Origin of the sequence: Enterobacter nematophilus (assembly GCF_026344075.1) — a bacterium.
GTDB lineage: Bacteria > Pseudomonadota > Gammaproteobacteria > Enterobacterales > Enterobacteriaceae > Enterobacter > Enterobacter nematophilus.
Genome location: NZ_JAPKNE010000002.1, coordinates 570,840 through 591,077 on the forward strand (window position 1 = coordinate 570,840; position 20,238 = coordinate 591,077).

18 protein-coding genes are annotated in these 20,238 nt (G+C 56.0%); 10 read left to right on the forward strand and 8 right to left on the reverse strand.

What is annotated here, in order from left to right:
• Positions 1-7: 7 nt before the first annotated feature.
• On the reverse strand, positions 8-715 hold the full coding sequence (gene minC / locus OSH03_RS09380) for a septum site-determining protein MinC (protein WP_151412516.1): 708 nt from the start codon (positions 713-715) through the stop codon (positions 8-10).
• A gap of 123 nt (positions 716-838) precedes the next feature.
• On the opposite strand from minC, the gene OSH03_RS09385 reads away from it, so the two are divergent.
• The 3 genes from OSH03_RS09385 to OSH03_RS09395 all read left to right on the forward strand — a co-directional run bounded on the left by OSH03_RS09385 (position 839) and on the right by OSH03_RS09395 (position 2,355).
• Entirely contained in the window at positions 839-1,114 is a 276-nt protein-coding gene (locus OSH03_RS09385; RefSeq protein ID WP_023336061.1) for a YcgL domain-containing protein, read from the forward strand.
• 47 nt (positions 1,115-1,161) lie between these two features.
• On the forward strand, positions 1,162-1,821 hold the full coding sequence (locus OSH03_RS09390) for a fumarylacetoacetate hydrolase family protein (protein WP_061097911.1): 660 nt from the start codon (positions 1,162-1,164) through the stop codon (positions 1,819-1,821).
• Positions 1,822-1,914: 93 nt separating this feature from the next.
• Positions 1,915-2,355 carry a YcgN family cysteine cluster protein gene (locus OSH03_RS09395; protein ID WP_151412489.1) on the forward strand — a complete coding sequence of 147 codons (441 nt, stop codon included), beginning with the start codon at positions 1,915-1,917 and terminating at the stop codon, positions 2,353-2,355.
• 122 nt (positions 2,356-2,477) lie between these two features.
• Here the strand turns inward: OSH03_RS09395 and dsbB are convergent, their stop codons facing one another.
• Together dsbB and nhaB are read right to left on the reverse strand one after the other, a co-directional pair.
• Positions 2,478-3,008 (reverse strand): disulfide bond formation protein DsbB, encoded by a 531-nt coding sequence (gene dsbB, locus OSH03_RS09400; protein ID WP_028013517.1) that lies wholly within the window; start codon positions 3,006-3,008, stop codon positions 2,478-2,480.
• A gap of 46 nt (positions 3,009-3,054) precedes the next feature.
• Positions 3,055-4,593: a Na(+)/H(+) antiporter NhaB gene (gene nhaB / locus OSH03_RS09405; protein WP_061097914.1), complete on the reverse strand. Its 1,539-nt coding sequence runs from the start codon at positions 4,591-4,593 to the stop codon at positions 3,055-3,057.
• A 201-nt stretch (positions 4,594-4,794) separates the two neighbouring features.
• Between nhaB and fadR the strand changes: the two genes are divergently transcribed.
• Positions 4,795-5,514: a fatty acid metabolism transcriptional regulator FadR gene (fadR, locus tag OSH03_RS09410; RefSeq protein WP_028013515.1), complete on the forward strand. Its 720-nt coding sequence runs from the start codon at positions 4,795-4,797 to the stop codon at positions 5,512-5,514.
• A gap of 59 nt (positions 5,515-5,573) precedes the next feature.
• On the opposite strand, the gene OSH03_RS09415 is transcribed toward fadR, so the two are convergent.
• Entirely contained in the window at positions 5,574-7,106 is a 1,533-nt protein-coding gene (locus tag OSH03_RS09415; RefSeq protein ID WP_100170101.1) for a SpoVR family protein, read from the reverse strand.
• 321 nt (positions 7,107-7,427) lie between these two features.
• Between OSH03_RS09415 and OSH03_RS09420 the strand changes: the two genes are divergently transcribed.
• Positions 7,428-8,726: a D-amino acid dehydrogenase gene (locus OSH03_RS09420; RefSeq protein ID WP_061097916.1), complete on the forward strand. Its 1,299-nt coding sequence runs from the start codon at positions 7,428-7,430 to the stop codon at positions 8,724-8,726.
• 9 nt (positions 8,727-8,735) lie between these two features.
• Positions 8,736-9,806, forward strand: coding sequence for a catabolic alanine racemase DadX (dadX, locus tag OSH03_RS09425; protein ID WP_266178877.1), 1,071 nt, complete (start codon positions 8,736-8,738; stop codon positions 9,804-9,806).
• A 47-nt stretch (positions 9,807-9,853) separates the two neighbouring features.
• Here the strand turns inward: dadX and OSH03_RS09430 are convergent, their stop codons facing one another.
• Both OSH03_RS09430 and ldcA read right to left on the reverse strand, forming a co-directional pair.
• A complete protein-coding gene (locus tag OSH03_RS09430; RefSeq protein WP_061097918.1) occupies positions 9,854-11,587 on the reverse strand; it encodes a potassium/proton antiporter in 1,734 nt (577 codons plus the stop codon).
• 88 nt (positions 11,588-11,675) lie between these two features.
• Positions 11,676-12,590: a muramoyltetrapeptide carboxypeptidase gene (ldcA, locus tag OSH03_RS09435; RefSeq protein ID WP_266178878.1), complete on the reverse strand. Its 915-nt coding sequence runs from the start codon at positions 12,588-12,590 to the stop codon at positions 11,676-11,678.
• Positions 12,591-12,696: 106 nt separating this feature from the next.
• Here ldcA and emtA point away from each other — a divergent pair, with 106 nt between their 5' ends.
• Positions 12,697-13,308, forward strand: a complete 612-nt coding sequence (emtA, locus tag OSH03_RS09440) for a membrane-bound lytic murein transglycosylase EmtA (protein WP_041909508.1) — start codon at positions 12,697-12,699, stop codon at positions 13,306-13,308.
• Between the two features lie 36 nt (positions 13,309-13,344).
• On the opposite strand, the gene ycgR is transcribed toward emtA, so the two are convergent.
• On the reverse strand, positions 13,345-14,076 hold the full coding sequence (gene ycgR / locus OSH03_RS09445; protein ID WP_266178879.1) for a flagellar brake protein YcgR: 732 nt from the start codon (positions 14,074-14,076) through the stop codon (positions 13,345-13,347).
• Between the two features lie 207 nt (positions 14,077-14,283).
• Between ycgR and OSH03_RS09450 the strand changes: the two genes are divergently transcribed.
• Together OSH03_RS09450 and OSH03_RS09455 are read left to right on the forward strand one after the other, a co-directional pair.
• Positions 14,284-14,538, forward strand: coding sequence for a GlsB/YeaQ/YmgE family stress response membrane protein (locus OSH03_RS09450; RefSeq protein ID WP_028013508.1), 255 nt, complete (start codon positions 14,284-14,286; stop codon positions 14,536-14,538).
• Positions 14,539-14,650: 112 nt separating this feature from the next.
• Positions 14,651-16,753 (forward strand): TonB-dependent siderophore receptor, encoded by a 2,103-nt coding sequence (locus OSH03_RS09455; RefSeq protein WP_266178880.1) that lies wholly within the window; start codon positions 14,651-14,653, stop codon positions 16,751-16,753.
• A 38-nt stretch (positions 16,754-16,791) separates the two neighbouring features.
• Here OSH03_RS09455 and OSH03_RS09460 read toward each other — a convergent pair whose 3' ends face one another.
• Positions 16,792-18,477: an alpha,alpha-trehalase gene (locus OSH03_RS09460; protein WP_266178881.1), complete on the reverse strand. Its 1,686-nt coding sequence runs from the start codon at positions 18,475-18,477 to the stop codon at positions 16,792-16,794.
• Positions 18,478-18,891: 414 nt separating this feature from the next.
• On the opposite strand from OSH03_RS09460, the gene OSH03_RS09465 reads away from it, so the two are divergent.
• Positions 18,892-20,232 (forward strand): carbohydrate porin, encoded by a 1,341-nt coding sequence (locus OSH03_RS09465; RefSeq protein WP_266178882.1) that lies wholly within the window; start codon positions 18,892-18,894, stop codon positions 20,230-20,232.
• Positions 20,233-20,238 lie beyond the last annotated feature (6 nt).

Consider the following 20,238-nt stretch of genomic DNA (forward strand, 5'->3'; position numbering starts at 1 on the left):
AAAGGGATTAATTCAACGGTTGAACGGTCAACGCGTCGTCTGCCAGAAGCAGGCGAGCCGCTTTGCCATAAAATTCGGCTGGGATCTTGTCGCTCAGCCAATATTCACCTGCGATGGACACCAGTTCCGCCGTCAGGTGAGTACAAAATATTTGCGCGTCCCGATCGCCACTTGCGCCTGCGAGCGCACGTCCACGCATCATACCGTAAACGTGAATATTGCCATCTGCAATCAGCTCTGCGCCAGCGCTGACGTGGCTTGTAACAATTAGATCACAGTTTGGTGCATAAATGCGCTGACCGGAACGAACCGGAACATCAATCATTCGCGTTTTTGTGACGGTAGTAACGTTTTGCGCCGCAGGAGGGGGCGTTTGCACGGCAACGGGTGCTGCACGTGGGGCTTTTTCTTTGCCCTCATTAAGAAGAGGCAGCCCCGCACGGTCGATTTCCGCTTTCAGCTCGGGATCTTTGCAGCCGCTGATGCCGACAATACGCAGCCCGGTCGAGGAGACGGCCTGCTGGAGACGTGTCCAGTTAACCGGCGCCTCAAGACCGCTGACGTTGATGACGACAGGGGCGTGCTTCAGAAAGGCGGGAGCCTGGGCGATTTTGTCTTCTAACGCCTGACGAATAACCTCGGGTTTTGCATCATGCAAATGTACCACTGATAAGGTGAAGCTACTGCCTTTAAGCTCGATGGGCGTGTTTGACATCCTGGCCTTACTCAATTTGCTATTAACCGCAACCATTCGCTGCGATATTCCGAAGAGTATCAGGCATGTTATAGTCAGGAGTATATTGAGGCAAGCAACCACCCATTAATTCAGAGTAAAAACATGTTTTGTGTGATCTACAGAAGTACAAGCCGTGACCAGACCTATCTTTATGTCGAAAAGAAAGACGATTTTTCACGCGTGCCGGAAGAATTAATGAAGAACTTTGGCCGACCACAGCTGGCGATGCTGCTGCCGCTGGACGGTCGTAAAAAGCTGGTGAATGCCGATCTGGAAAAAGTGAAAACGGCATTAGCCGAGCAGGGCTATTATTTACAGCTGCCACCGCCGCCTGAGAATTTATTAAAACAGCACCTCGAGGCGACCGGGAAAAAATAGTCTCAGCTGTTTTCGGGCATAACACATCAACCGATTAGGGGTCGAGCATGTATCAACATCATAACTGGCAAGGTGCATTACTGGATTATCCCGTCAGCAAAGTGGTCTGCGTGGGCAGCAACTATGCGAAGCATATTCAGGAGATGGGCAGCGCAACCCCAGAAGAGCCGGTCCTGTTTATTAAGCCCGAGACGGCGCTGTGCGATATCCGCCAGCCGCTGGCGCTGCCGCAGGGACTGGGGTCGGTGCATCACGAAGTGGAGCTTGCGGTGCTGATCGGCGCCACGCTGCGCCAGGCCTCCGAAGAGCATGTTGAGAAAGCGATTGCCGGCTACGGCGTGGCGCTGGATCTGACCCTGCGCGACGTGCAGGGCAAAATGAAGAAGGCGGGGCAGCCGTGGGAAAAAGCCAAAGGCTTTGATAATTCCTGCCCAATTTCGGGTTTTGTTCCGGTAAGCGAGTTTACTAATGACCCGCAGAACACCCCGCTCAGCCTGAAGGTTAACGGCGAGATCCGCCAGCAGGGCACCACGGCAGATATGATCCATAAGATCGTCCCGCTAATTGCCTACATGAGCCGTTTCTTCACCCTGAAGCCGGGCGATGTGATCCTCACCGGCACGCCGGAAGGCGTGGGCCCGCTCGCCAGCGGGGATGAGCTTGAGGTCGGTTTTAACGGCCTGTCGCTAAAAACCCGCGTGCTGTAACCGCATCTTGCCGCCTGAAGAGGGCGGCAAAACTTGCAACAACGTGCCAGACTCGTTATAAGGTGCGCTTTCTTTTGACGTGTGGACATCCTGATGAACGACATCCCTTTCTGGCAAAGCAAAACTCTCGACGACATGACCGACGCGGAATGGGAATCCCTGTGCGACGGCTGCGGACAGTGCTGCCTGCATAAGCTGATGGATGAGGACTCCGACGAGATCTATTTCACCAACGTCGCCTGCAGGCAGCTGAACATCAAAACCTGCCAGTGCCGCAACTATGAGCGTCGGTTTGAATTTGAGCCGGACTGCATCAAATTAACCCGTGAAAATCTGCCGACTTTTGAGTGGTTACCGCATACCTGCGCGTATCGTCTGCTGGCGGAAGGAAAAGATCTGCCGAACTGGCATCCGCTGCTGACGGGGTCGAAAGCGGCAATGCACGGCGAGCGCATTTCGGTGCGCCACATTGCGGTGAAAGAGTCCGAGGTGCGGGACTGGGAAGACCACATCATGAATCACCCTAATCGGTGATAATAAAAAACCCGCCGAGGCGGGTTTTTATTGGGGTGCGGCCTGATGCCCTCACCCCAACCCTCTCCCACGGGAGAGGGCGCAAAAACTAAAAACGGCAACTATCGTTGCCGTTTTGCTATTTACCTTCCGAACAGATCGCGCTTCTTCGGCTTGAACGGCTGGGCAATCAGCACCAGCAGCGCCACGACGAAGTAGGCCACAAAAATGCCCACCAGCCACTGCGGCATCTCCAGCGTCAGGAATTCCCATTGACGTACGGAGCAGTCACCGGAGGCGACAAACACCTGCGGCAGCCACTTATCCAGCGGCAGCCAGCTCGGGAAGCGGGCGGCGAAATCACAGGTCATAAACGGTGACGGATGCAGCTGCATCATGGTGTGCTGCCAGGAAAGCTCAATCCCTTTCCAGGCGCTGTACAGCCAGATTGCGATACCCACATAGCGCAACGGCGTTTTCGGGGCAATAGCGCCCACCAGGCCTGCACCCATAATGCCGAACAGCGCGCAGCGCTCGTAGATGCACAGCACGCAGGGTTTGAGTCCCATCACGTGCTGGAACCACAGCGCAACCATTTCCAGCGCAAAGGCGGTCAGGGCCATCAACAACCACGCTCCGCGACCGCGGGAGCACTGGTTTAAAAATCTCAACATAATCATTTCCCTGGAACATGCTTAGAAAGCGCAGTGTAAACGAATTTTAATGCGCCGCAAGTATACCCGCTTGTAACAGCCATTGCGTACAGGGAACGAGAGTAATTTTGATGCACAGCAAACCAACAACGGTGAGTACCAGCGTGTACGGCAGCGCCATCCAGACCATTCTTCCATAAGAAAGTCGTATGAGCGGCGCCAGCGCGGAAGTCAGCAGGAAGAGAAATGCCGCCTGGCCGTTCGGTGTTGCAACGGAGGGCAGGTTGGTTCCGGTGTTGATGGCCACCGCCAGCAGTTCGAACTGTCCGGTGCTGACGATCCCTTGCTCCATCGCCGCTTTGGCCTCATTGATGTACACCGTCCCGACAAAGACGTTATCGGAAATAGAGGACAACAGACCGTTAAATAAATAGAACAGCGTAAGCTGCGAGTCCGGCGAGGCCTGGAGCACAAACGCGATAATCGGTGCGAAAAGGTGTTGATCGATAATCACCGCCACGACCGCAAAGAAGACCGCCAGCAGCGCGGTAAACGGCAGGGCTTCGGTAAAGGCTTTACCGATAGCATGCTCGTCCGTTACCCCGCTAAAGGTGGTCGCAAGAATAATGACCGAGAGGCCAATCAACCCGACTTCGGCAAGATGCAACGCCAGCGCGGCGATAAGCCAGATGCCGATGATCCCCTGCGCAATCAGACGCAGCGTCTCCTGGCGCGTACGCTGTTTGCGGCTCTGCTCGTCAAATTTATGCAGTTCATTGCGGACGGGCTCAGGCAGCTGTGCGCCGTAGCCGAACAGCCTGAATTTTTCGACCAGAATGCAGGTCGCTAACCCGCAGACCAGCACAGGCACGCTGACGGGGGCCATGCGCAGGAAAAATTCGCCAAAATGCCATTCAGCCGCTTTGGCGATGATCAGGTTTTGCGGCTCGCCCACCATGGTCATCACGCCGCCCAGCGCCGTACCGACCCCCGCGTGCATCATCAGGCTGCGCAGAAACGCGCGGAACTGTTCCAGCACGTCGCGGTTATGCGCCTCGACGTGGCTATCGTCCTGCAAATCTTCACTCGGGCGAGAGGAGGCCACGCGGTGATAAATGCCGTAAAATCCTACGGCGACGCTGATCACCACCGCGACAACGGTGAGCGCATCCAGGAAGGCCGACAGAAAGGCGGCGGCGAGGCAAAACGCCAGCGAGAGGATCGTTTTAGACGGAATGCTCAGCAGCAGACGGGTAAAGATAAACAGCAGAAGCTGTTTCATAAAGTAGATACCGGCCACCATAAAAATGAGCAGCAGGAGCACTTCAAGATTTGAGGCCAGCTCCGCTTTGACATGCTCTGCGGACGTCATGCCGATGACCACGGCCTCAAACGCCAGCAAACCGCCAGGCAGCAGGGGATAGCACTTCAGCGCCATGGCCAGGGTGAAGATAAACTCCGCTACCAGCAGCCACCCGGCGATAAACGGATTCACGCTAAAAATGATGGGATTAACGACCAGGAAAACCAGCAGTATCAGTTTGTACCAGTCAGGAGAATGACCTAAAAAATTGCGCCACAGCGCGCGCCCAAAAGAAATTTCCACAACAGACGTCCTTCCCGTCAAGTAATACAAAACATCAGTATACGCAAAAATCGCGGCCCGGAGGCGGATAAGACCGCATTGTAAATTTCACGAAAATGAAACGGCGATCCCTCTTTTCTCACTTTGCCGCGCTACCTGCCGCTGCACGCCTCTGGTATGATGAGTCCAATTTGCAAAAAGCTGTGTAATGGAAATCTCACTATGGTCATTAAGGCGCAGAGCCCGGCGGGTTTCGCGGAAGAGTACATCATTGAAAGCATCTGGAATAATCGTTTCCCTGCGGGGTCCATTCTTCCGGCTGAACGCGAACTCTCTGAACTGATTGGCGTCACTCGCACCACGCTGCGTGAAGTGCTTCAGCGACTGGCGCGCGATGGCTGGTTGACGATCCAGCACGGCAAGCCAACAAAGGTAAACAATTTCTGGGAAACCTCGGGGCTGAACATTCTTGAAACGCTGGCGCGCCTCGACCACGAAAGCGTGCCGCAGCTGATTGATAACCTGCTCTCCGTGCGCACCAACATCGCGACTATCTTTATTCGCACCGCTTTCCGTCAGCATCCTGAAGATGCGCTTGCGGTGCTGGCCAGCGCGAATGAAGTTGAAGATCACGCCGATGCTTTTGCCACCCTCGATTACAACGTGTTTCGCGGCCTGGCGTTTGCCTCCGGCAACCCGGTTTACGGCCTGATCCTCAACGGTATGAAAGGGCTCTATACCCGCATTGGTCGTCACTACTTCGCCAACCCTGAAGCCCGCAGCCTGGCGCTGGGCTTCTACCATAAGCTGAGCAAGCTCTGCACCGAAGGCCTGCACGATCAGGTTTATGAAACCGTTCGCCGCTATGGCCACGACTCCGGTGAAATCTGGCACCGTATGCAGAAAACGCTGCCGGGCGATTTAGCGATTCAGAGCCGTTAAAAGAAAAACCTCTCAAGTGAGAGGTTTTTTTTCGTCGGGTGGCGCTTCGCTTACCGGGCCTAGAGCGTATTCAGCCGCGCCGGGCACCGATCCAGCAGCTCCACGCTGCCGTCCTCATTCTGCTGCTCCAGCTGCACGTCAAAGCCCCACAGGCGGTGCACGTGCTTCAGCACCTCTTTGCGCCCTTTATCCAGCGGCGCGCGGTTGTGAGGGATATAGCGCAGCGTCAGGGAACGGTCGCCGCGCAGGTCCACGTTCCACACCTGAATATTGGGTTCAAGGTTGCTCAGGTTGTACTGGGAGGAGAGGCGCGAGCGGATCTCACGGTATCCCTCCTCGTTATGGATCGCTGAGATCTCCAGATAGTTGTTGCGGTCATCGTCCAGCACGGTGAAGAAGCGGAAATCACGCATGATCTTCGGCGACATAAACTGGCTGATAAAGCTCTCATCCTTAAAGTCGCGCATCGCAAAATGCAGCGTTTCCAGCCAGTCAGAACCGGCGATATCCGGGAACCAGTACTTGTCCTCTTCCGTTGGCGACTGGCAGATGCGCTTAATATCCTGGAACATCGCAAAGCCCAGCGCATACGGGTTAATCCCGCTGTACCACGGGCTGTTGTAGGGCGGCTGGAACACCACGTTGGTATGGCTGTGGAGGAATTCCATCATGAACCGCTCGGTGACTTTTCCCTCGTCATACAGATGGTTGAGGATGGTGTAGTGCCAGAATGTCGCCCAGCCTTCGTTCATCACCTGGGTCTGTTTCTGCGGATAGAAATACTGGCTCACCTTACGCACGATGCGCAAAATCTCGCGCTGCCACGGCTCCAGCAGCGGGGCGTTCTTCTCCATAAAATAGAGCAGGTTTTCCTGCGGCTCGGACGGATAGCGACGCGCTTCGGCGATCGTTTTTTCCTCCTCACGCTTCGGCAGGGTACGCCACAGCATGTTCACCTGGCTCTGCAGATACTCCTCGCGGCTTTTCTGCCGGGCTTTCTCCTCCTGCAGAGAAATTTTCTGCGGGCGTTTATAGCGGTCCACGCCGTAGTTCATCAGCGCGTGGCAGGAGTCGAGCAGCTTCTCCACTTCGTCCACGCCGTAGCGCTCTTCGCAGTCGGTAATGTATTTACGCGCGAAGATCAGGTAATCAACGATGGAGCTGGCGTCCGTCCAGCTGCGGAACAGATAGTTATTTTTAAAGAAGGAGTTATGCCCGTAGCAGGCGTGCGCCATCACCAGCGCCTGCATGGTAATGGTGTTCTCTTCCATCAGATAGGCGATACACGGGTTGGAGTTAATGACGATCTCATAAGCCAGCCCCTGCTGGCCGTGCTTGTACAGCCGCTCCGTTTCAATGAATTTTTTACCAAACGACCAGTGCGGATAGTTGATCGGCATCCCGACGCTGGAGTAAGCGTCCATCATCTGTTCGGAGGTAATCACCTCAATCTGATGGGGATAGGTATCCAGACGATACAGTTTTGCCACCCGGTCGATTTCGGCGAGGTAGACATCCAGCAGCTCGAAGGTCCAGTCGGGTCCATCGCTCAGACGTGTGTTGTCCTTGTTCAGGGAATCAATAGTAGCCATTAGCGCGCCCTCGTTGTGGGTGCTCTCTCTGTCTGGAGAGCCTCCTTTCAAGCATAGATCAACGTGTTAAAAAGCGTGCTGGCGCAGAAATTTTTTCTTTGCGATTTCCCGTTTTTGATACGGCAAAAAAAGCGCACTCATCAGAATTTTATGCTGGTTAAAAATAAAGCTCAGCAGGAGATCCCAAATTACACCTGTCCCCTGATGCTGGGGGATGTGTGAGGCAAGTCACCATAAAAAAGTCGTATGTTGAATAATATTTTCAACTAGGTTATCAATCTGTAATTAGATGATTGTTCTTTTGCTCATAATGGAGTGGCTATGCGTGTTGTCATACTGGGAAGTGGTGTCGTTGGCGTAACCAGCGCCTGGTATTTAAGTCAGGCGGGACATGAGGTTACCGTTATCGATCGTGAATCCGGCCCGGCGCTTGAAACCAGTGCGGCAAACGCCGGTCAAATCTCTCCCGGCTATGCGGCCCCGTGGGCGGCTCCCGGCGTGCCGCTGAAGGCGATCAAATGGATGTTCCAGCGCCACGCGCCGCTGGCCATCAGCCTTGACGGCACGCAGTTCCAGCTGAAGTGGATGTGGCAGATGCTGCGCAACTGCGACACCCGCCACTACATGGAAAACAAAGGGCGCATGGTGCGTCTGGCGGAATACAGCCGTGACTGCCTCAAAGCCCTGCGCGCGTCGACGGGGATCGAGTACGAAGGCCGTCAGGGCGGCACGCTGCAGCTGTTCCGCACCGAGCAACAGTATGAAAACGCCACCCGCGATATCGCCGTGCTGGAAGATGCGGGTGTACCTTACCAGCTGCTGGAGGCCAGCCAGCTGGGCCAGGTTGAACCCGCGCTGGCCGAAGTGGCCCACAAGCTGACCGGCGGCCTGCGTCTGCCGAATGACGAAACCGGCGACTGTCAGCTCTTTACCCAGCGTCTGGCGCACATGTGCGAGCAGGCGGGGGTGAAATTCCGCTTTAATACCTCCGTCGACAAACTGCTGTCTGAAGGCGAAAAAATTTACGGCGTGAAGTGCGGCGACGAGGTGATCAAAGCCGATGCCTACGTGATGGCGTTTGGTTCCTACTCCACCGCCATGCTGAAAGGCATCCTCGATATCCCGGTCTACCCGCTCAAGGGCTACTCGCTCACCATCCCGGTGAAAGAGGAGAGCGGGGCGCCCGTGTCGACCATTCTGGATGAAACCTACAAAATCGCCATTACCCGCTTCGATAACCGTATTCGCGTCGGCGGCATGGCGGAGATTGTCGGCTTCAACACCGAACTGCTGCAGCCGCGTCGTGAAACGCTGGAGATGGTGGTGGGCGATCTCTTCCCGCGCGGCGGTTTTGTTGAGCAGGCGACGTTCTGGACCGGCCTTCGTCCGATGACCCCGGACGGCACGCCGATTGTCGGACGCACGCCGTTCAAAAACCTGTGGACCAATACGGGACACGGCACGCTCGGCTGGACGATGGCCTGCGGATCGGGCCAGCTGCTGAGCGACCTGATTTCCGGGCGCACGCCGGCAATTCCGTTTGACGATTTAAGCGCTGCGCGCTATCAATCAGGATTTACGCCATCGCGTCCTCAGCACCTGCACGGCGCGCATAACTAAGGAGCTGTCATGTCCCGTCCTGTTCTGGCTCAGCTGGATCTGCAGGCCCTGAAGGAAAACCTGCAAATTGTTCGCCGGGCAGCACCTGGTTCGCGCGTCTGGTCAGTCGTCAAGGCAAACGCCTACGGCCACGGTATTGACCGTATATGGAGCGCGCTCGGCGCGACCGACGGTTTTGCGTTACTGAATCTCGAAGAGGCCATCCTGCTGCGCGAGCGCGGCTGGAAAGGGCCTGTTCTGCTGCTGGAGGGGTTCTTCCACGCGGACGATCTGCCGCTGCTGGATAAATACCGGTTGACCACCAGCGTGCACAGCAACTGGCAGATTAAAGCCATTCAGGATGCGAAGCTCCACGCTCCGCTGGATATTTATCTCAAGGTGAACAGCGGCATGAACCGCCTGGGCTTCCAGCCCGAGCGGGTCCATACGGTCTGGCAGCAGCTGCGCGCCCTGAAAAACGTCGGCGAAATGACGCTGATGGCGCACTTTGCCGATGCGGAAAAAACGGACGGTATTGCTGATGCCATGGTCCGCATTGAGCAGGCGGCTGAAGGGCTCGATTGTCCGCGCTCCCTGTCGAACTCGGCGGCGACGCTTTGGCATCCTGAAGCCCACTATAACTGGGTACGTCCGGGGATTGTTCTGTACGGTGCATCACCTTCAGGCCAGTGGCAGGATATCGCCAACAGCGGCCTGAAGCCGGTCATGACCCTGCGCAGCGAGATCATCGGCGTGCAGACGCTGAAGGCGGGCGACACGGTGGGCTACGGCAGCCGCTTCCGGGCGAAGGGCGAGCAGCGTATCGGCATCGTCGCGGGCGGTTATGCCGACGGCTATCCGCGCATCGCGCCGACCGGCACGCCGGTCTGGGTGGATGGGGTGCGCACGGGCACGGTTGGGACCGTCTCAATGGATATGCTGGCGGTTGACCTGACGCCATGCCCGCAGGCAGGGATCGGTTCACCGGTCGAGCTGTGGGGCAACGAAATCAAAATTGATGACGTGGCGGCCGCGGCGGGAACGGTAGGGTATGAACTGATGTGCGCGCTGGCACCGAGAGTGCCGGTTGTGACGGTGTAACTTGTACCTTTGCCGGGTGACGCGAAGCCGCCACCCGGCAAAAAAAACTACTCCGCGTCCTCTTCCATCGGCCTCAAACCGACCTTCCGCACCGCGTTATCTTCTTTTTCGGCAACCGTCCAGATCATCCCGGCAAACTCCACCTGGTCACCCACAACCGGCGCAGCGCCAAGCCGCTGCTGAATGATTTCGCCCAGCGTTTGCGGGTTATCGCCGTCTTCAGCACCTTCATCCAGGCCATAAATGAGCGCTACATCCGCAAATTTGGCGCTGGCTTCCAGAATAAAATCGCCGAAGAAACGCTGATCCAGCGCCACGGGAGGCGACTGGCTGAACAGCTTGCCCAGCGCGGGCAGGTCGCGCTCGCGGCCAATCACGCACAGAATATCCCCTTCGCGCAGGCGGGTGCTGCCGGTAGGGTGCAGCAGGACATTATCGCGAAACAGGGCGGCAATGCGCGTTTCGGCAGGCATGTGCAAATCGCGCAGCGAGGCTCCCACGCACCATTTGTCGGCGCTCAGCTGATAGACGAACTGCTCCCACGGGTTTTCCGGGTGAATATCCAGCCCCACGCGGGAGACCGGCCAGCCCACGGGCGGCACCACCACTTTGGCCTTTTTCGCCGCCCACCCGAGCGACGTGCCCTGGAACAGCAGGGAAATCAGCACCACGAAGAACGCCACGTTGAAGAACAGCCGCGCGTTGTCCAGACCGGCCATCATCGGGAAGACCGCAAGGATAATCGGCACCGCGCCGCGCAGGCCGACCCAGCTGATAAAGACGCGCTCGCGCAGGTTAAAGCCGCGAAACGGCAGCAGGCCCGCAAACACGGAGAGCGGACGGGCGAAGAAGATCATCCACGCCGACAGCAGCAGCGCCGGAACGGCGATCGGCAGCAGGTCCGACGGCGTCACCAGCAGGCCCAGCACCAGGAACATGCCGATTTGCGCCAGCCACGCCAGGCCGTCGAAGTTTTGCAAAATGGCATGGCGGTTGCGAATAGGGCGGTTGCCCATCAGGAACCCGCAGAGGTAGACGGCGAGAATACCGCTGCCATCCAGCGCGGTGGTGACGGCAAAAATCAGGATCCCGCCGCTGAGCGCCAGCAGAGGGTAAAGCCCCGAGGGCAGAGAAATGCGGTTGATCGTCTGCTGTAGCAGGTATCCCCCCGCCAGGCCGATGACAATCCCCAGCCCGAACTGCTGCAGAATATGTAGGGCAAACATCCAGCTCAGGCCCGTCTCGTGCTGCTGGATCATCTCTATCAGCGTGATGGTCAGGAACACCGCCATCGGATCGTTACTGCCGGATTCAATCTCAAGCGTTGAGCCAACGCGTTCGTTAAGCCCTTTACCGCCAAGCAGGGAAAAGACCGCCGCCGCATCGGTAGAACCCACGATTGCGCCAATCAGCAGTCCTTCCATCAGATCGAGATTGAAAAGCCAGGCGGCCATCATCCCGGTGAGGCCGGAAGTGATCAACACGCCGACGGTCGCCAGCGACAGCGCAGGCCCTAAGGCCACTCGGAAGGAGCTCGCCTGAGTGCGCATCCCGCCGTCGAGCAGGATCACCGCCAGCGCGAGGTTACTCACCATATAGGCGAAGGGATAGTTATCGAAGGGGATACCGCCGATGCCGTCAACGCCGGCCAGCATGCCGATGGCAAGGAAAATAACAAGAATGGGTATGCCGAGACGCGATGAAAATGAACTTAATAAAATACTGCTGGTTACAAGCACAGAACCCAAAATGAAAAGGCTGATTATCGCTGCGGCATCCAATGTTCTCTTACTCCCACCTCAATGTTAACGCTGTTACTAAAACCCTAACATATTAACAACGGTAACAGCGTTTTATTAAGGGGGTTTTTTATGCTTTTATGACCGGATGACCGCCGATCGTTAACCGACTGCCTGAAACATCGTGTGTCAGTGTCGCCTGCGCGCCCAGCGCAAGGGTAACGGTCTGCTGTTCATGACCAAAATCCAGTCCGGTGATAACCGGAATATCCAGCCGCGAGCGGATAAAATCGACCATCGTTTCCAGGGAGTAACCCGCGTCATAGTCGTTCGGGGCAGAGCCGCTAAAGCTGCCCAGCACAATTGCGGACTGGCGATCGAGAATACCGGCATGATAAAGCTGCAGTAACATGCGCTCGACGCGGAAGGGATGTTCGTTAATATCTTCCAGCACCAGAATGCCGTCCTCGATTTGCGGCATCCACGGCGTGCCGATGAGCGAGACCAGCATCGCCAGGTTACCGCCCCACAGCTGGCCCTCACATTCCCAGTGCGGCCCATTCCCCTGCCATTCCACGCTGTAGGTGGGGTTGCGCAGCGCGCGCCAGAAATGCTCCACGGTGAACGCGTCCAGTTCCGGCGCGCCGAAGTTGCCGGCCAGCATCGGGCCGCTAAACGTGATGACGTTATGCAGCGCCAGCAGACCAAGCTGGATGGCGGTGAAATCGCTGTGGCCGCATATCAGCAGCGGATCCTGCTGCTGGCGCTGCGCCAGGCCCTGCCAGTCAATGCTCTCCAGCAGCCTGCTCGCACCGTAGCCGCCGCGCACCGCAAGGACTATTCGGTTTTCGCCCTTCAGGTTTACCAGGCTATTGATATCATTCAGCCTCTGCGCTTCCGTTCCGGCAAAACGCTGCTGGCGGCGGGGGATAATTGTCTGATTTTCTACCTGATGGCCGGAATCCAGTAAGCGCTGAACGCCCCGCTGCGCCGCGTCCTGGTTAATACAGTAGCCCGACGGCGCGATGAGATGAAACTGAGACATGGCAATTCCTTGCTGAATGAGAAACTAATTGTCTATATCATGCCGCGTATACGCTGCCTGCTTCAAGGGCGGCGCACCGCGATGACCGGCTATAAGGATAGATGACGTGAAATTGAGATGGTTTGCTTTTTTGATTGTGTTGCTGGCTGGCTGTAGTTCAAAACATGATTATCAAAACCCGCCCTGGAACCCGGAAGTGCCGGTGAAACGGGCCATGCAGTGGATGCCGATCAGTGAACAAGCCGGAAAGGCCTGGGGCGTCAGCCCGCGTCTGATCACCGCCATTATTGCGGTGGAGTCCGGCGGCAATCCCACGCTTGTCAGCAAATCCAACGCGGTGGGGCTGATGCAGCTGAAAGCGTCAACGGCGGGGAGAGAGGTCTACCGCTATATGGGCTGGAGCGGCCAGCCGTCGACCAGCGAGCTGAAGAACCCGGAACGCAACATTTCTATGGGTACCGCTTACCTGAGCATTCTGGAACATGGCGTGCTTAAGGGCATCGAGGATCCGGAAGTGATGCAATACGCGCTGGTGGTCTCGTACGTGAACGGCGCAGGGGCGCTGCTCAGAACCTTCTCCTCTGACCGCAAAGAGGCGATTGAGGAGATTAACGACATGGACAAAGACGAGTTCGTCGAGCATGTGGCGAAAAATCATCCGGCACCGCAGGCGCCTCGCTATATCTGGAAAGTACAGAAAGCGATGGATGCCATGTAATGCCGCAAACGGGCGGCGCTCGCTGCCCGACTTCTCTCAAAGTACCTTATTCGCACGTTCCCGTGCTTCCCGCTCCAGCGAATAGATAATGCGCTGCAGCTCGCGCTCCGCGCCTGGCCCGACGTTCAGGAAACGAAAGCTCAGCCGCGGCGAGGTAATCGTTTCATTTTTGCTGTCCACCACCGTGCGCTCGCTGATGGCGATCAGCTGTGCATCGAAATAAAAACGTCCCCAGCCCGCCATGTCCAGTTCAATTTGCGTGAACCGCATGCCTTCGACCAGGCCCTCCGGCTTCGGGGTATCCATCAGCGCGCCCATTCCGCCCAGCGACAGGTCAAAGAGACGGAAGCGGATCTCTTTTTTGTCCGGCATTTTTGCCTTACAAAAATAGGCAGGGTGAAGCGGGGCGCTGATGCGGAAATATTCACGACGCTGAACAAACCAGAGGTTGCCAGGAAGGGGGGTAACAAAAGCCGGAAGTCCCTGGTATTCGCTCAGCTCCAGTCGCGGCAGGACAAACTCCACTTTGGCACCGTGGGTTTCGGCCATGACCACGATATTCTCTGCTTTCAGCGCCGCGCGGTTTTCATACTCCTGGCTGCCCAGGTCAATAACCAGCCGCTCCTGCGAGACGTCAAGGATTTTGCTGATGAACTGATTATTCGACCAGCTGATGCGCAGCGGCACTTCGCCTTTTTGCAGGTCGCGTAATACCCCTAATACAGCCAGCGGATTTTGCTTGAGGAACTGCTCACTGTAATGACTCACGCCGGATGGCTCCTTGATTAATGACAGACTGTCTTAGCGTTATCGGCAATCCACCCCCAAACTTAATACAAACCGGTGAGTTTTTTTTACCGTTGCCCGCAGGATAAGTCGGTGAGACGAAACTGGTTTTCCGGTGATGACCTATACTTAAGTTAGCTGTGCAGAAGGTTTTCTGCACATGCGTTTAATCTGCAAGAGGGCATTGCTATGGGTATCATCGCCTGGATTATTTTTGGCCTTATTGCTGGCGCTATCGCAAAACTGATCATGCCGGGAAACGATGGCGGCGGCTTTATTTTGACCTGCGTACTCGGGGTCGTTGGTGCGGTTGTAGGCGGCTGGCTGGCGACGATGTTTGGTTTTGGTGGTGACATCAGTGGTTTTGACATGCACAGTTTCCTTGTCGCAGTCGTGGGGGCCATTGTCGTGCTGGGCATATTCAGATTACTGCGACGAGCATAAAGTGACAGAACGGCTCTCTATGGAGGGCCGTTTTTTTTGCCGCCATATTGATTTGCTAATCTAAATGATAATAATTGTCGTTCCGTATTGCATCTAACAACAAGACGACATTATGAACACCTCACGTTTTAGGTTATGCGCCCTGGCGGGTGCCGTCACGCTGGCACTGCAGGTCCAAGCTTTCGCCGAAGAATCCACCATCGTCGTCACGGGCTCAGAGCAGGGCAGCGCGCTGCCGGCCTGGACCAACAGCGCCACAAAATCGGCCGTTGCCGAAAGTAAAACGCCGCAGGTTATCAACACGCTCTCTGCGCCGGAGATCGAAAAGCGTCACGCGAACTCCGTGAACGAAATTCTGCGCTATGCGCCGGGCGTCTCAACCGAGGTGCGGGGTAACACCTCCTATATGAGCGAATACAAAATTCGTGGCTTTACCGTTGACCAGGAGTTCTACAACGGGCTGCAGCTGCCCTATAACGTCACCGGCAACACCAAGGCGCGCATCGATCCGCTGCTAATAGACAGCGTCGATATCCTGAAAGGGCCTTCATCGGTGCTTTACGGCGGCGGTTCGCCGGGCGGGCTGGTAAATATTCAAAGTAAAAAGCCGCAGCGGGAAGCCCGAACCGAGGTCGGTTTTAACACCGGAAACCGTAATCTGAAAGAAGGCTACCTCGATTCGACCGGACAAATTGCCGACAGCGACTGGAGTTACCGGCTGCTGGGCAAGGCGACGGAGAATGACGATCAGCCGCACACCAGCCGCTATGAAAATTACCTGGTCGCCCCGTCCGTTACCTGGCAACCCGACAGCAAAACCCGCCTCACCCTGGATGCGCTGGCGCAAAACTCCCCGAGCCTGACGCCGTCGAACCCGCTGCCGCTCGCTTATCTGCGTTCGAAATATGCCGATCGCCGGGATTACGCCGGAGACGAGTGGAGCGGGTTTAAGCAGCGCCAGTGGATGCTGGGCTACAGCTTCGAACACGAGTTCGACAGCGGCTGGGGCTTTAGCCAGAAAGCGCGCTATTTCGACGTCGATACCCACCAGAACAGCGTCTACGCGACGGGAACGGGAAGTGAGGTTTATCAGCTTAACCGCTTTGCCTATACCACCGATGAAGATCTTAAGAGCTTCAACATCGACAACCAGGTGACCAAAACCGTTGCGCTGGGCGGCTGGAAACACCATCTGCTGGCCGGGTTTGACTATCAGAGGCTGAACTCCCATTTCCACTACCGTTACGCGTCGACCACGCCGGGCATGGATATGCGTAACCCGGACTATTCGCAAATCCACGAAAGCGCGCTGGGGCTCTACACCGCCCAGAAAAACCGCCTCAGCTATCAGCAGAACGGGTACTACCTGCAGGATCGGGTGGAATTTGGCGGCTTAAATCTGCTGGGCAGCCTGCGTTACGACGATTACCGATCCGTGACCACCGATTACCTGCAAAACGGCGATAAGGCATGGGTATCGCAGGATCGCGTGACCAAACGTCTGGGGGCGCTTTATGCCTTCGAAAACGGTATTTCGCCGTTTATCAGCTATTCAGAAGGTTTTGCGGCGGTGTCGCCGCAGGGGACGCTCACGGCGAAAGACGTCAAGCCGACCACCAGCAAGCAGGTAGAAGGCGGGGTAAAATATCTGCTGGCCGAGTATGCCACGACGTTTACCGCCTCGGTGTTTAACATCCGGCAGAAAAACGTCGTCACCTCCGACCCGGGCTTCCTGAACTATCGCCAGACCGGTGAAGTGGAATCCAAAGGTGCGGAGCTCTCCGCCATCAGCCGTCCGACGGACAACCTGACGCTGATTGCCAACTATGCCTACACCCACGCAATCAATACCGAAGATGATAAGTACCAGGGCAAGCGTCCAACCCAGGTGCCGGAGAATGCGTTCAACCTGTGGGGAGACTACACCTTCGAGAGCACGCCGCTGAAGGGGCTGATGCTGGGGGCAGGGGCGCGCTACACCGGCCCGATGGAGATTTCACCGTCTAACGATGCGGGTAAGCTGGGGGGCACCACGCAGTACGATCTGGCGGCCTCGTACCGGATGGGCGAAATTCTGCCTTCGCTGGCGAGGTTAACGCTTAAGGCGAGTATGCAGAACATCACCAATAAAGAGACGCTGACCTGCTACGACGCGACCAACTGCTGGATTGGGCGCGACAGGACGTATCAGCTAGGGGCGAGTTATAGCTTCTGAGGATCTAACCCTCTCCCCATTGGGGAGAGGGTTACCCCTTACTGTGCTGCGCTTTTCGCTGGCGCAGCCTCATCGTTCGCCGCAGGCTGATTTTCCGGCACGCTGTCGCACGGTTTCTCCTTAGGACAAACCAGATCCAGCATTTTCAGCGTCACGCCGTTACTCCAGCCGAAACCATCCTGAAGCGGATATTCACCGCCGCCACCGCCGGTACCGGTAGAAGAGACATCATACTTCTCCACCAGCTTCTTCTCGCGGTCGTAAGTATGCTGAACGTTCTTCAGGAAGCGCCAGGTTACGTCCATCGCCACCTTGTTCTGCCCATAGTTCTGCAACCCTTCCGTGGCCACCCACTGCAGCGGCGCCCAGCCGTTTGGCGCATCCCACTGCTGGCCGCTGTTGATGGTGGTGGTGGCGATCCCGCCCGGCTTCAACAGGCGCGCGGAGGTGGCCGCGGCCACTTTATCGGCGCGATCCTGCGCCGCTGCCTTCACGTAGAGTGGGAAGAGCGCGGCGGCCGTGAGCTGGTTGCGCACCTTCTTGCTCTTGAGATCGTAATCGGCGTACCAGCCCTCTTTATCGTTCCACAGGTGGCGCTCAATGGCTTTTTGACGGGCGGTTGCCAATGCCTCATATTTACTCGCCGCCGCGCTGTCGCCGGCCTCCTGGCCCGCTCGCGCGAGCAGTTTTTCCATTTTAAACATCAGGGCGTTCAGATCGACGGGCACAATGCTGGTGGTGCGGATAGTGCCGAGCTTTTGCGGGTCGTCCATCCAGCGGGAGCTAAAGTCCCAGCCCGAGGCCGCAGCGGAGCGCAGATCGCGGTAGATTTCCGTCGCAGGCCGGTTAGGGTTGCTCTTCGCCGTGGTAATATCGTCAAGCCAGGACTCCGGGCGCGGGGTATCGCGATCGTCCCAGTAGCGGTTGAGTACCGAACCGTCATCCAGCTTCACCACGCGCTGGTTAGCCTGCCCAGGCTGAAGGTTTTCTACACCCTCCATCCAGTAGGTGTACTCTTTTTCCATTTGTGGACGGTATTTTTTCAGCGCGTCTTTATCATGCGTCGCCAGCAGTTCCACCATCAGGGAGAAGAACGGCGGCTGGGAGCGGCTCAGGTAGTAGCTGCGGTTGCCGTTGGGGATATGGCCGAAGGTATCAATTTCCCAGGCGAAGTTATCCACCATATCGCTGATTTTGTCCCAGTGACCGCTTTCGGCTAAGCCCAGCATGGTGAAATAGCTATCCCAGTAGTAGATCTCGCGGAAGCGCCCGCCGGGCACCACGTAAGGTTTCGGTAACGGCAGCAGGGAATCCCACTTGTTGCTGGCTTTATCCGTGGTGCGCGTCAGCACAGGCCAGAGGTCGTCAATGTGTTCACGTAAGCTTTGTCCCGCAGGCGGCACATATTTTTCACCTTCCGCAGGCAGCGTGAAGTTCATCTCCACAAAGTGGCGCAGGTCAAAGCTGGTCTGGGTGTGCTGCATCCGATAATCCGCCAGAATCATCAGCGGGTCGCTTTTGGGAACGGCATCGGCAAAGGTTTTTTGATCGGGAAACAGTTTGGCACTCTGCACGTCGTTAAACAGAGGGCCAAGCAAAATATCGGGTGAATTTTTCTGGTAGGCTGGCTTTTCGTCAGCATAACCCATCGTTGCCACACCGAGCAGCGCGCCTCCCAGCGCGAGGTGCAAAAGAGCAGGGCGTAAAGTACGAGGTCTTATCATCGGTTCGTCTCCTGTATTCCTGAGCAGCGTGACCGCTGTTATCAATCACCTGAAAACCTTAGACGAATATCGCCCGCTTCGCGTGTTGAATATCCCATTTTGCGCAGAACCAGACAAATTACCGCTTCGCACGCCCTGTCCGGACGGATTTGTTGGGCAAATGGAATTGGAAGAATTATATTTTTAAATAATCATATATATTTCGCATTAAAACATTGATGTGATTAATGGAATAAGAGTGTGAAGTAAAGGGTGTTTCTTCTGTTCATCATGAGATGTTTTCTCCTCGGCGATCACACAAGTTAAAATTCATAATTCACTTACCAAAAAACATAATAGAACCCACAAGGCTATTTAGTCGAAATGGCGATGCTCAATATTTGCGTATTCACTTTTATAATCAGGATGGATTCTATGAAATTAAAAAAAGCGGTAATATTGATAAGTGCTTTCTATTCCGGCGCGCTTTTTGCAGCACAACCCTCGACGAACGTGGAAGAAAAACTGGCGCAACTGGAAGCGCAAATTCAGGCGCTTAAACAGCAGCAGGCGGCCGCCGCGCAGGCAGCACCCGCCGTTGTTGTGCAGTCGCAAGAGCCGGTGAACAAAGCCGAACCGCCAAAGCTGACGCTTTCAGGGTTTGGTGATATTAAATTTTATGGTGACGTTGAATTTAATATGGATGCCGCCAGTAAAACAGGCAGCCTGACGTCCGTTAAGCAAAGCGCTAATAGCGACTGGGCACCGGGAGATAAAGAACGCTGGGATATTAACGGGCGTATTTTATTAGGTTTTGACGGTTATCGTAAAATGGACAACGGCAATTTTGCCGGATTTTCCGTTCAGCCCCTCGGCGATCTCGTCGGGAAAATGTATCTCGATGATGCGGTATTCTTCTTCGGTTCCGAGAACGACTGGGAAATTAAAGTCGGACGTTTCGAAGCGTACGATATGTTCCCGCTCAATCAGGATACCTTTGTGGAATACTCAGGAAATACCGCAGACGATCTCTACAGCGACGGCTACGGCTATATCTACATGCTGAAAGAGGGGCGCGGGCGAACCGACAGCGGGGGTAACTTCCTGATGAGCAAAACGCTGGATAACTGGTATTTTGAGCTGAATACCCTGTTTAAAGACGGCAGCGATTTGTACGTCGACCAGCGTTATCACGGCGCAGAACTTGAGAATGATAAAAATGTGGCCTACGTGCGCCCGGTCATCTCGTGGCAGAACGGGCCGTTCTCCACCGCGGTCGCCATGGAGACCAACCTGGTGAACAACGCTTACGGCTACCGTGACGACGCAGGGCGCTGGGTCGATCAGTCCGACCGGACCGGCTACGGGTTTACCATGACCTGGGACGGGCTCAAAACCGATCCGGAGAACGGCGTGGTCATGAACCTCAACACGGCTTACCTGGACGCGACGGGCGAAACCGACTTTACCTCAGGCATCAATGCCCTCTGGCGCAATTTTGAGCTGGGTTATATCTACGCCCACAACGAAATCGACGAATTTAATACATCGACGTTTGACGCAGAGTGCGAAAACGACTGCTGGATCACCGACCCGGGCGAGTACGACATTCATACCGTCCATACGTCGTACCTGATCCCGAACGTTATGAAGATGAAAAACTTCAACATCTATCTGGGCGCGTATGCGTCGTGGGTCAACTCTTCCCCGAAAGAGGGTGATAAGAAAAACGACGACCGCTACGGTGGCCGCGTGCGCTTTAAATACTATTTCTGATGCCCG

What these genes read in the sequence shown, in the direction of transcription:
- minC (WP_151412516.1), bottom strand. Translation starts at nt 715, where the DNA reads ATGTCAAACACGCCCATCGAGCTTAAAGGCAGTAGCTTCACCTTATCA.
- OSH03_RS09385 (WP_023336061.1), top strand. Translation starts at nt 839, where the DNA reads ATGTTTTGTGTGATCTACAGAAGTACAAGCCGTGACCAGACCTATCTT.
- OSH03_RS09390 (WP_061097911.1), top strand. Translation starts at nt 1,162, where the DNA reads ATGTATCAACATCATAACTGGCAAGGTGCATTACTGGATTATCCCGTC.
- OSH03_RS09395 (WP_151412489.1), top strand. Translation starts at nt 1,915, where the DNA reads ATGAACGACATCCCTTTCTGGCAAAGCAAAACTCTCGACGACATGACC.
- dsbB (WP_028013517.1), bottom strand. Translation starts at nt 3,008, where the DNA reads ATGTTGAGATTTTTAAACCAGTGCTCCCGCGGTCGCGGAGCGTGGTTG.
- fadR (WP_028013515.1), top strand. Translation starts at nt 4,795, where the DNA reads ATGGTCATTAAGGCGCAGAGCCCGGCGGGTTTCGCGGAAGAGTACATC.
- OSH03_RS09415 (WP_100170101.1), bottom strand. Translation starts at nt 7,106, where the DNA reads ATGGCTACTATTGATTCCCTGAACAAGGACAACACACGTCTGAGCGAT.
- OSH03_RS09420 (WP_061097916.1), top strand. Translation starts at nt 7,428, where the DNA reads ATGCGTGTTGTCATACTGGGAAGTGGTGTCGTTGGCGTAACCAGCGCC.
- dadX (WP_266178877.1), top strand. Translation starts at nt 8,736, where the DNA reads ATGTCCCGTCCTGTTCTGGCTCAGCTGGATCTGCAGGCCCTGAAGGAA.
- ldcA (WP_266178878.1), bottom strand. Translation starts at nt 12,590, where the DNA reads ATGTCTCAGTTTCATCTCATCGCGCCGTCGGGCTACTGTATTAACCAG.
- OSH03_RS09450 (WP_028013508.1), top strand. Translation starts at nt 14,284, where the DNA reads ATGGGTATCATCGCCTGGATTATTTTTGGCCTTATTGCTGGCGCTATC.
- OSH03_RS09455 (WP_266178880.1), top strand. Translation starts at nt 14,651, where the DNA reads ATGAACACCTCACGTTTTAGGTTATGCGCCCTGGCGGGTGCCGTCACG.
- OSH03_RS09460 (WP_266178881.1), bottom strand. Translation starts at nt 18,477, where the DNA reads ATGATAAGACCTCGTACTTTACGCCCTGCTCTTTTGCACCTCGCGCTG.
- OSH03_RS09465 (WP_266178882.1), top strand. Translation starts at nt 18,892, where the DNA reads ATGAAATTAAAAAAAGCGGTAATATTGATAAGTGCTTTCTATTCCGGC.